The organism is Streptomyces sp. NPDC060002, from assembly GCF_042737245.1.
Taxonomy (GTDB): Bacteria; Actinomycetota; Actinomycetes; order Streptomycetales; family Streptomycetaceae; genus Streptomyces.
The window spans coordinates 1-10,166 of the sequence record NZ_JBHWUW010000037.1; the positions used below are offsets into that span (position 1 = coordinate 1).

A 10,166-nucleotide genomic window follows, 5' to 3' on the forward strand; every position below is an offset into this window, starting at 1 on the left:
GGGGGGGGGGCCGCCGCGGGGGGGGGTGGGGTGGTTTGGGGGCCCCCCCCCCCCGGGGGCCCCCCCCCCCCCACTTCCGTGCTTCGCCTACAGAGCGCCGAAGCCCACCTTGCGCGGAGCGGGCTCGCCCAGCTCGACGTAGGCCAGGCGGTCGGCCGGAACCAGGACCTTGCGGCCGTGCTGGTCCACGAGGCTGAGCAGCTGCGACTTTCCGGCCAGGGCCTCGGCCACCACGCGCTCGACCTCCTCGGGAGTCTGACCGCTCTCCAGAACGATCTCGCGGGGTGCGTGCAGCACGCCGATCTTGACCTCCACGGCTATGTCCCTCCGACGGTCATGGGGTGCGCGGGCGTCCGCGCCGTACGCTGCACACATTAGCCCGGTGAGGGGACGTTCACGGCGCGGCCGTCCACGCCAGGAGCGAACAGCGGGCGGGAACAAACGGCCGGGCGTTCCCGCGTTCAGTGCTGATCGGTGCCGTGCAGCGGGAAGCCGGCGATGCCCCGCCAGGCCAGTGAGGCCAGCAGCTGCACCGCCTGGTCGCGCGGCACGCTGTGGTCGCTGTGCAGCCAGGAGCGCGCCACGACCTGGGCGAGGCCGCCCAGACCCGAGGCGAGCAGCATCGACTCCGCGCGTGAGAGGCCGGTGTCCTCAGCGATGACCTCGCAGATCGCCTCGGCGCACTCGGTGGTCACCTTGTCGACGCGCTCGCGCACCGCGGGCTCGTTGGTCAGGTCCGACTCGAAGACCAGACGGAAGGCGCCGCCGTCGTCCTCGACGTACGCGAAGTACGCGTCCATCGTGGCGCGGACCCGCTGCTTGTTGTCGGTCGTCGAGGCGAGCGCGCCGCGCACGGCCTGGATGAGCGACTCGCAGTGCTGGTCCAGCAGGGCCAGGTACAGGTCGAGCTTGCCGGGGAAGTGCTGGTACAGCACGGGCTTGCTGACTCCGGCCCGCTCGGCGATGTCGTCCATGGCGGCGGAGTGGTAGCCCTGCGCCACGAAGACTTCCTGGGCGGCGCCCAGCAGCTGGTTCCGTCGGGCACGGCGCGGCAAGCGGGTGCCTCGCGGGCGCGCCGCCTCTGTCTGCTCGATGGCTGTCACGCCGCCTCCCAAAGTGGTCCTCATGCGGTGAGCGCCGCGTCGCCATCGTACTTTTCGGTAACCGTGGTGTGCGCGGTGCGCGTGCAGAATTTCACGGACTGGACGACGACAAAAGCGGTGTAAATAGTTTTGGACCGGGATGTTACGGGCATACTCCGCCCCGCTCCAGCTCGGCGCATGTCAGCGATAGTCGTCCTCGTCGAGGGATACGACGCGGGCCTGTTCGACGAGGTCGGCTTCGTCGGCCCGGGTGGGATCCACGTCCTTCAGGGAGTCGTCGCGCTCCGGGGTGACGTCCTTGGACTGTTCGGCGGCGTCGTTCTCAGGCGCCTCGACGTCGAGCTCCCCGAAGTCGTCGTCCTCTTCGAACGTCTCCGGGTCGGTGGGGTCAACGGCCATGGTGGGCTCCCTTCCTACGAACGTCCCTGCGAGTTGCAGGGGCCACAAGCGGGTGCCCTCGGTACGAGCCTAGGAGACACCCGTTTCGGACGCCAAGCGATCGCTGTCCGGAGTGCCCCCTATTCGCGGCGGTATGGCTCCTTCGCGGTGCCGGCGCGGCGGCAGCCACGCGCGCGTGCGCCCCGCGCGTGTGACGGCGAACACACAAAAGCGGGCGTGATCGTCTCGTAACATTGCCCGCATGTCTTCGACCGAGCTGCCCTCCGTGCCGCCCACCAGTGTGCTGCCGAAGGCGATCGCCGTCCGGGTCGCCGAGGGCGAGCGGCTCCGGTCGGTCGGGCTGCCGGGCGTCACGCTCACGGTCCGTTCCAGGCCGCCCGCGCGCGAGGGGCTCGAGCCCGCGCTGTACGTGCACGGCCTGGGCGGTTCCTCGCAGAACTGGTCCGCGCTGATGGCGCTGCTCGACGGGGCGGTGGCGAGCGAGGCCGTGGATCTGCCGGGCTTCGGCGACTCCCCGCCGCCGGACGACGGCAACTACTCCATCACGGCACACGCGCGTGCAGTGATCCGCTACCTCGACGCCGTCGATCGCGGACCCGTGCACCTCTTCGGCAACTCGCTCGGCGGCGCGGTGTCCACGCGCGTCGCCGCGGTCCGGCCCGACCTCGTGCGGACACTGACGCTGGTGTCACCGGCGCTGCCCGAACTGCGGGTGCAGCGGACGGCCGTGCCCACGGGACTGGTCGGGCTGCCCGGCGTGGCCGCGCTCTTCACCAGGTTCACCCGGGAGTGGACCGCCGAGCAGCGCGTCCGCGGCGTCACGGCGCTCTGTTACGGCGATCCCGGGCGAGTGGGCCCGGACGCGTTCCGCCACGCGGTGGACGAGCTGGAGCGGCGCCTTCAGCTGCCGTACTTCTGGGACGCGCTGACGCGCTCCACGCGCGGCCTGCTCAGCGCGTACACGCTGGGCGGCCAACACGGGCTCTGGCGCCAGGCCGAGCGCGTCCTCGCGCCGACCCTCCTGGTCTACGGTGGTCGCGACCAGCTCGTCGGTTTCCGCATGGCGCAGCGGGCCGCCCGCACCTTCCGTGACTCCCGCCTGCTCACGCTGCCCGACGCCGGGCACGTGGCGATGATGGAGTATCCCGAGACGGTGGCGACGGCGTTCCGCGAGCTCCTCGCCGACACCGCCGCCGCGACAGAGAACTCGGGAGGCTGAGACCGACGTGGGACGCCACAGCCGGCGTGGACCCGCGCCCAGGAGTGCCGCCAACGGCGGCGGCTCCAAGGGCGCCTCGCAGGGGGCTTCTCCGGAGCCCCCTCCCCAGGGGGACCCGCGCGGCGCCCGCGTCCAGGTACCGCCCCCCGGGTACGACGGAACCCCCTCGCACGGCGTGCCCCGCTTCCCCTTTCCCGACGGGACTCCGGCCCATGGGTTCCCGCAGGTGCGGGGAGGTCACCCCGAGCAGCGTGAAGGCGGGGGCGGCTGGGGTGACTTGAGGGGACGATCAGCGGGTACCGGGCAGCCCGTGATACCTCGTCAGCGACCCATGCCCCAGGACGGCCCGCGTCAAGGCCCCCGTCAAGGTTCCCGTCAGGGACCGCGACAGGACTACCTCGATGCCTTCGGCGAGGACGACGAGGATGTTTTCACGCGCGCGAGACCGCTGTCCGCGGCCGCGCGCGTGCAGGATCCTTACCCCGCCGCCACCGACCGGGACACCGCCTCCCGTGCGACCGCCCCGGCCGGCGCCGAGCGGCGCGACGGGGACGACGACGTGCCGTCCGCCGGCGGGCCCATGACCGCTCAGGGAATCAAGGGGCGGGCGTTCGGCGGTATCGCGGCCGCCGCCGTCACCACGGTGCTGGCCGTCGTGGTGGCCGGACAGGTCGCCACCGGCCGGGACGACGAGTCCGTCCGTTCGCAGTCCGCCTCCGGGCAGACCCGTGAGGCCGTCGACGACGACGCCGCGCGCGGGGAGGACCGGCCGAGCCCGTCCGTGTCCGCCGGTGCGTCCGGCGGCGCGCCCGGCGGCGCGGCCACGCTGACGTACGCGCAGGGGATGGCCACGAAGTACGCGCTCAGCGCCAAGCTCGAGGGGTCGGGGAAGTTCGACGCCGTCGCGGGCGTCGACAAGGCGCCCGGCAAGGGGCAGAAGTACACCTACCGCGTGGACGTGGAACAGGGCCTCGGGCTCGACGGCGAACTCTTCGCGCAGGCCGTGCAGAAGACGCTCAACGACGCCCGCAGCTGGGCCCACAACGGCGCCCGCACCTTCGAACGCATCCACTCGGGCAAGGCCGACTTCGTCATCACGCTCGCCAGTCCGGGCACCACCGCGGTGTGGTGCGCCAAGTCCGGTCTGGACACCACGGAGGACAACGTCTCCTGCGACTCGGCCGCCACCGAGCGCGTGATGATCAACGCCTACCGGTGGGCCCAGGGGTCGGAGACCTTCGGCGACAAGATGTACGCCTACCGGCAGATGCTGATCAACCACGAGGTCGGCCACCGCCTCGGCTACAGCCATGTCACCTGTGACCAGGACGGCGAGCTGGCGCCGGTCATGCAGCAGCAGACGAAATTCCTCGACCACGACGGGATCCACTGCCTGCCCAACGCCTGGCCCTATCCCAGCAGTTGAGCCTCAGGGATGGACAGGCGTCTCATGGGGCGCGTTGACATGCCCAAAAAGTTCCTCCATATTGCTGCGTATGTGGTCTAGTCATCTCGTCGACAGGAGCGCCGCCATCGAGCTGGCGCTCTTCGGCGTGACCGCGCTCTGCGTGGCCGACATCCACTGTCGCTGACGCCGCCCCCAGGCGCGTGTGTCGCGAATTCTCTTTCTTTCTCCCAGCCGTGACGTGGTCACGGCTCTTCGACGACTCGGCGCCGGGGCAGACGTCTGTTCACTTTCGTCTCAATCCTCGTCCATATGTCTCGGATATCGAGATGCCCCGGGAGGGGCGGCGAGACCGTCAACCGAGAGGTCGTCATTCCGATGCGTCAACCGTCCCTCATAGCGCGCCGCGTCGCCGCGGCATCCGTCAGCCTGGTGGTGGCCGCGGGCGCCGCCGCCTGCGGGCCTGAGGACAACGATGCCAAGGCCTCCGGCGGCGACTCCGCCCCGCACCAGGGCGGGACACTCACCATCCTGAACCGCAACCCCCAGCAGGACTTCGACCCGGCCCGCCTCTACACCTCCGGCGGCGGCAAGGTGCCCACCCTGGTCTTCAGAACCCTCACCACGCGCAACCGCGAGAACGGCGCCCCCGGCACCGAGGTCGTCCCCGACCTCGCCACCGACACCGGGCGCCCCAACAAGGACGCCACCGTGTGGACGTACACCCTCAAGGAGGGTCTGAAGTACGAGGACGGGACCGCGATCACCTCGGCCGACATCAAGTACGGCATCGAGCGGTCCTTCGCGGCCGAGCTCTCCGGCGGCGCGCCCTACCTGCGGGACTGGCTGGTCGGCGCGGCCGACTACCAGGGGCCGTACAAGGACTCCAAGGGCCTCGCCGCCATCGAGACGCCGGACAGCCGGACGATCGTCTTCCATCTGAACAAGCCCGAGGGCGAGTTCCCGTACCTGGCCACGCAGACGCAGTTCGCGCCCGTCCCGAAGGCCAAGGACACCGGTACGAAGTACGAGGAGCACCCGGTCTCGTCCGGGCCCTACAAGGTCGTCAAGAACGAGAACGACGGCGAGCGCCTCACCCTGGAGCGCAACACCTACTGGTCCGCGAAGACGGACGCCGAGCGCAAGGCGTACCCCGACAAGATCGACGTACGGTCCGGGCTCGACTCCTCGGTGATCAACCAGCGGCTGTCCGCGTCCCAGGGGGCGGACGCCACCGCCATCACCACGGACACCAACCTCGGCCCGGCCGAACTGGCCAAGGTCAGCGGCGACAAGGAACTCGCCGCGCGGGTCGGCACCGGCCACTTCGGCTACACCAACTACCTCGCGTTCAACCCGAACGTGAAGCCGTTCGACGACATCAGGGTGCGGCAGGCGGTCTCCTACGCCATCGACCGGTCGTCGGTCGTCAACGCGGCGGGCGGCTCGTCGCTCGCCGAGGCCGCCACCACCTACCTGCCGAACCAGAAGTCCTTCGGCTACGAGCCCTACGACCTCTTCCCGGCGGGCAGGACCGGCGACGCGGCTAAGGCCAAGGAGTTGCTGAAGGCGGCCGGTCACCCGAACGGGCTGACCATCACCCTCACCCACTCCAACAGCCAGGACTTCGAGACCAGCCCGGAGATCGCGACCGCCATCCAGGACGCGCTCAAGAAGGCCGGTATCACCGTCAAGCTCCAGGGTCTGGAGGACAACGACTACTCGGACACGATCCACGACGTGAAGACGGAGCCCGGCCTCTTCCTGGCCCACTGGGGCGCCGACTGGCCCTCCGGCGGTCCGTTCCTCGCCCCGATCTTCGACGGCCGGCAGATCGTCAAGGACGGCGCGAACTTCAACACGGGCTTCCTGAACGACAAGTCGGTCAATGCCGAGATCGACGCGATCAACAAGTTGACCGATCTCGACGCCGCCGCCAAGAGGTGGGGCGCACTGGACAAGAAGATCGGCGAGCAGGCGCTGACCGTGCCGCTGTTCCACCCCGTCTACAAGCGGCTGTACGGCGAGGACATCCGCAACATCGTCATCAGCGACTGGGACGGCGTCCTGGATCCCTCGCAGGTCGCGGTGAAGTAGCACTGTGAGCGAGGCAGTCACCAAGGCGGCCGCCGAGGCCGTCACCGCCGCCCGGGCCCCCGGCACGGACCCCGCGTCCGTCCCGGGGGCCTCGGGTGCCCGTCAGTTCTGGCGGCGGCTGCGAGCGCAGCGTGCCGCCCTCGTCGCGGCGGTCGTCGTCGCGCTGCTCGTCCTGGTCGCGCTCGCCGCGCCGCTGCTCACCGCCATCGAGGGCCAGGACCCGACCACCTACCACCCCTCCCTCATCGACTCCGCGCGCGGAGGCGTGCCCGTCGGCCCGCTCGGCGGCATCGGCGGCGACCACTGGCTCGGCGTCGAACCGCAGACCGGACGCGACCTGTTCGCCCGTCTCGTGCACGGCGCCCGGGTGTCCCTGGGCGTCGCGCTGGCCGCGACCGTGATCCAGGTCGCCATCGGCGTCACCCTGGGCATCGCCGCCGCGCTCGGCAGCCGATGGGTTGATCAACTGTTGAGCCGGATCACCGACATCTTCGTCGCGCTGCCGCTGATGATCATGTCGTTGGCGCTGCTCGCGATCGTCCCGGCGAGCTTCCCCCGGCCCGTGCTGGTCACCCTGGTCATCGGCCTCATCTCCTGGGGCAACGTCGCCAAGGTGGTGCGCGCCCAGACGCTGACCCTCAAGGGGCTCGACTACGTGTCGGCGGCCCGGCTCAGCGGCTGGGGCACCTGGCGGATCGCCCGCCGGGAACTGCTGCCCGGGCTCGCCGCCCCCGTCATCACCTACGCGGCGCTGCTCGTGCCGCAGAACATCTCCGTAGAGGCCGCGCTGTCCTTCCTCGGGGTCGGTGTGAAGCCGCCGACGCCGTCCTGGGGACAGATGCTCACCGCCGCCGACGTCTGGTACCAGGCGGCCCCGCAGTACCTGCTGCTGCCCGCCGGCGCCCTCTTCGTGACCGTCCTCGCGCTGACCGTCCTCGGTGACGGCGTGCGCACGGCGCTCGACCCGCGCGCGGCCTCCCGGCTGCGGGTGGGGACGGGACGCCGGCGGGAACACCGAGCGGACACCGCCGCAGAGAAGGAGACGTCCTCATGAGCGGCTTCGGCGGCTTCGTGCTGCGCCGGGGCACCGGCACGGTCCTCACCCTGTTCGCCATCTCGGTGATCGTCTACGTCGTCTTCTACGTCACCCCGGGCGACGTCGCCCAGATCACCTGCGGTCCGCGCTGCTCGCCGGCCCAGGTGCACCAGGTCGCCGAGCAACTGCGCCTCGACGAACCCCTCCACGTGCGCTACTGGCACTTCCTCGAGGGCCTCGTCGCGGGTCAGGACTACTCGACCGGCACCTCCGTGGAACACTGCCCGGCGCCCTGCCTGGGGCTGTCGTACCAGAGCGATCAGCAGGTCACCCGGCTGATCCTGACCAAGCTGCCGGTGAGCCTGTCGCTCGTCCTCGGCGCGATGGTGGTGTGGCTGATCCTCGGCGTCGGCACCGGCGTGCTCTCGGCCTGGCGGCGCGGGCGGCTCACCGAGCGCGTCCTGACCGCCGTCACCCTGGCCGGAACGGCCACGCCCGTGTTCGTGATCGGCCTCATCCTGATGATCGTCGTCTGCGGCGAGCTGCAACTGCTGCCCTTCCCGCAGTACGTGAACCTCACCGACGACCCCGAGCAGTGGGCGTGGAACCTGCTGCTGCCCTGGCTCTCGCTCGCGCTCATCGAGGCCGCCTCGTTCGCCCGGCTGACCCGGTCGTCGATGCTGGAGACCCTCGCCGAGGACCACATCCGCACCTTCCGCGCGTACGGCGTCGGCGAGCGGTCGATCATCGGACGGCACGCGCTGCGCGGGGCGTTCGCGCCGGTCATCGCGCTGAACGCCAACAACTTCGGCTCCGCGGTAGGCGGCGCGGTGCTCACCGAGACCCTCTTCGGGCTCCCCGGCATCGGACAGGAACTGGTGCACGCGGTCAACGTCGTGGACCTTCCGGTGGTCGTCGGGATGGTCCTGGTCATCGGTTTCTTCGTGGTCCTCGCCAACGCCGTCGCGGACGTCCTGTACGCGGTGGCCGACCGACGGGTGGTGCTCGCATGAGCCTGGTGGAAGTCACGGACCTGACGGTCGAGTTCGGTGCTCTGCGCGCCGTCGACGGCCTCTCCTTCCGTCTGGCGGAGGGCGCCGCCCTCGGCCTCGTCGGCGAGTCCGGCTCCGGCAAGTCCACGGTCGCCTCGGCCCTCCTGGGACTGCACCGGGGGACGGGGGCCGCCGTCGGCGGCTCGGTACGGGTCGCCGGGACCGACGTGCAGAGCGCGTCCGACGAGGAACTGCGGCGGCTGCGCGGCGGCCGGGCGGCGATGGTCTTCCAGGACCCGCTGTCCTCCCTCGACCCGTACTACGCGATCGGCGACCAGATCGCCGAGGTGTACCGCGTGCACACGCGCGTGTCCCGTCGTACGGCACGCGCGCGTGCGGTGCAGGTCCTGGAGAGGGTAGGAATTCCGGACCCGGTCCGGCGCTCCCGGTCACGGCCGCACGAGTTCAGCGGCGGCATGCGCCAGCGCGCCCTCATCGCCATGGCGCTGGCCTGCGAGCCCGACCTGCTGATCGCCGACGAGCCGACGACCGCGCTCGACGTGACCGTCCAGGCCCAGATCCTCGACCTGCTGCACACCCTGCGCGAGGAGACCGGGATGGGGCTGCTGCTGGTCACGCACGACGTGGGCGTGGCGGCGGAGAGCGTCGACGAGGTACTGGTCATGCGGCACGGCCGACTCGTCGAGCACGGGCCGGTCGGAGCCGTTCTGGCGGCTCCCGCGCAGCCGTACACACGCGAGCTGCTCGGAGCCGTGCCCCGGGTGGAGGCGCGTCGTGCGGTCGGGCACGGGCCGGAGGAGCCTGACGTACGGCGGCCGGACGTACGGCGGTCTCACGTACGGCGGCCGGACGCGGGCGGGCCGCAGGCGGACGTGCGGCCCGCGGCCGACCGTCCGTCGGCCGAGGTCGTGCTGGAGGCACACGGGCTGCGCCGCGAGTTCGGGCGCGGCAAGCGGGCCTTCGCGGCCGTCGACGGCGTGTCGCTGACCGTCCACCGGGGCGAGACCCTCGGCGTCGTCGGGGAGAGCGGCAGCGGCAAGACGACGCTCGGCCGGATGCTGGTCGGACTGCTGGAGCCGACGGCCGGCGAGGTCCGGTACGAGGGACGGGTGTCGACGGGGGTGAACCCGACCGTGCAGATGGTCTTCCAGGACCCCGTCTCCTCCCTCAACCCCCGCCGCAGCGTCGGCGAGTCCATCGCCGACCCGCTTCGCGCACCGGGCGCACCGGGCGCGTGGGGCGTGCGGGGGAGGGGCGAGGCACGGGTCAGGGAGCGCGTGACGGAACTGCTGGAGCGCGTGGGGCTCGAAGCGGCGCACTACGACCGTTACCCGCACGAGTTCAGCGGCGGTCAGCGCCAGCGCGTGGGCATCGCGCGGGCGCTCGCGGCCGGGCCGCGCGTCATCGTGTGCGACGAGCCGGTCTCCGCGCTCGATGTGACCACCCAGGCCCAGGTCGTGGCCCTGCTCGGCGAACTCCAGCGCGAACTCGGCCTCGCGCTGGTCTTCGTCGCCCATGACCTGGCCGTGGTGCGTCAGGTCAGCGACCGGGTCGCGGTGATGCGCCGAGGCCGGGTCGTCGAGGAGGGGCCCGCCGACGAGGTGTACGAGTCGCCGCGGGACCCGTACACCCGGCAACTCCTGGCCGCCGTACCGGCACTCGACCCCGCAATCGCCGCCCGACGCCGCACCGAGCGACGGGAGCCGGCCCTGGCGTGAGACCCATGGGACGCGAGTGACGTGACGTTTCGCAGTCGGATGATCTCTTAGCGCGACCGAACGCGAACCGCACGGGAAAGTTACGACCGTTCACCCCTTTTGGTGGGGGGGGGGGGCCACACACCACCGCCGCCCCCCCCACAAAGGCAAAGTAGTGGGCCGGACCGGCCCCCGGG

General features: G+C 71.2%; 10 protein-coding genes. 7 read left to right on the forward strand and 3 right to left on the reverse strand.

Translation table 11 applies throughout. From position 1 onward, the window contains the following. Positions 1-87: 87 nt before the first annotated feature. The 3 genes from ACFWBD_RS27665 to ACFWBD_RS27675 all read right to left on the reverse strand — a co-directional run bounded on the left by ACFWBD_RS27665 (position 88) and on the right by ACFWBD_RS27675 (position 1,502). The gene (locus tag ACFWBD_RS27665) at positions 88-315 is read right to left on the reverse strand and encodes a DUF3107 domain-containing protein (RefSeq protein ID WP_020130831.1); all 228 of its coding nucleotides are present in this window, start codon (positions 313-315) and stop codon (positions 88-90) included. 146 nt (positions 316-461) lie between these two features. Continuing rightward, the gene (locus ACFWBD_RS27670; protein WP_385672202.1) at positions 462-1,103 is read right to left on the reverse strand and encodes a TetR/AcrR family transcriptional regulator; all 642 of its coding nucleotides are present in this window, start codon (positions 1,101-1,103) and stop codon (positions 462-464) included. Between the two features lie 180 nt (positions 1,104-1,283). After that, the gene (locus tag ACFWBD_RS27675; protein ID WP_385672205.1) at positions 1,284-1,502 is read right to left on the reverse strand and encodes a hypothetical protein; all 219 of its coding nucleotides are present in this window, start codon (positions 1,500-1,502) and stop codon (positions 1,284-1,286) included. Between the two features lie 241 nt (positions 1,503-1,743). Between ACFWBD_RS27675 and ACFWBD_RS27680 the strand changes: the two genes are divergently transcribed. The 7 genes from ACFWBD_RS27680 (at position 1,744) to ACFWBD_RS27710 (ending at position 9,990) form a co-directional block, all read left to right on the forward strand. Next, positions 1,744-2,721 carry an alpha/beta fold hydrolase gene (locus ACFWBD_RS27680; RefSeq protein ID WP_385672208.1) on the forward strand — a complete coding sequence of 326 codons (978 nt, stop codon included), beginning with the start codon at positions 1,744-1,746 and terminating at the stop codon, positions 2,719-2,721. A gap of 7 nt (positions 2,722-2,728) precedes the next feature. Next, on the forward strand, positions 2,729-4,147 hold the full coding sequence (locus ACFWBD_RS27685; protein WP_385672211.1) for a DUF3152 domain-containing protein: 1,419 nt from the start codon (positions 2,729-2,731) through the stop codon (positions 4,145-4,147). Positions 4,148-4,217: 70 nt separating this feature from the next. Continuing rightward, the gene (locus ACFWBD_RS27690) at positions 4,218-4,313 is read left to right on the forward strand and encodes an Ms4533A family Cys-rich leader peptide (protein WP_351761195.1); all 96 of its coding nucleotides are present in this window, start codon (positions 4,218-4,220) and stop codon (positions 4,311-4,313) included. 191 nt (positions 4,314-4,504) lie between these two features. Further along, positions 4,505-6,223 carry an ABC transporter substrate-binding protein gene (locus tag ACFWBD_RS27695; protein ID WP_385672214.1) on the forward strand — a complete coding sequence of 573 codons (1,719 nt, stop codon included), beginning with the start codon at positions 4,505-4,507 and terminating at the stop codon, positions 6,221-6,223. Positions 6,224-6,227: 4 nt separating this feature from the next. Further along, positions 6,228-7,277 carry an ABC transporter permease gene (locus tag ACFWBD_RS27700; protein WP_385672217.1) on the forward strand — a complete coding sequence of 350 codons (1,050 nt, stop codon included), beginning with the start codon at positions 6,228-6,230 and terminating at the stop codon, positions 7,275-7,277. Further along, entirely contained in the window at positions 7,274-8,272 is a 999-nt protein-coding gene (locus ACFWBD_RS27705) for an ABC transporter permease (protein ID WP_385672220.1), read from the forward strand. Before ACFWBD_RS27700 ends, ACFWBD_RS27705 begins: the two co-directional genes overlap by 4 nt. After that, a complete protein-coding gene (locus tag ACFWBD_RS27710; protein WP_385672223.1) occupies positions 8,269-9,990 on the forward strand; it encodes a dipeptide ABC transporter ATP-binding protein in 1,722 nt (573 codons plus the stop codon). The genes ACFWBD_RS27705 and ACFWBD_RS27710 overlap by 4 nt, the downstream gene beginning before the upstream one ends. Positions 9,991-10,166: the final 176 nt, after the last annotated feature.

Bases quoted from the DNA above. Each gene is read 5' to 3' on its own strand.
- ACFWBD_RS27680 (WP_385672208.1), top strand. From the start codon at position 1,744: ATGTCTTCGACCGAGCTGCCCTCCGTGCCGCCCACCAGTGTGCTGCCG.
- ACFWBD_RS27705 (WP_385672220.1), top strand. From the start codon at position 7,274: ATGAGCGGCTTCGGCGGCTTCGTGCTGCGCCGGGGCACCGGCACGGTC.
- ACFWBD_RS27675 (WP_385672205.1), bottom strand. From the start codon at position 1,502: ATGGCCGTTGACCCCACCGACCCGGAGACGTTCGAAGAGGACGACGAC.
- ACFWBD_RS27695 (WP_385672214.1), top strand. From the start codon at position 4,505: ATGCGTCAACCGTCCCTCATAGCGCGCCGCGTCGCCGCGGCATCCGTC.
- ACFWBD_RS27690 (WP_351761195.1), top strand. From the start codon at position 4,218: ATGTGGTCTAGTCATCTCGTCGACAGGAGCGCCGCCATCGAGCTGGCG.
- ACFWBD_RS27710 (WP_385672223.1), top strand. From the start codon at position 8,269: ATGAGCCTGGTGGAAGTCACGGACCTGACGGTCGAGTTCGGTGCTCTG.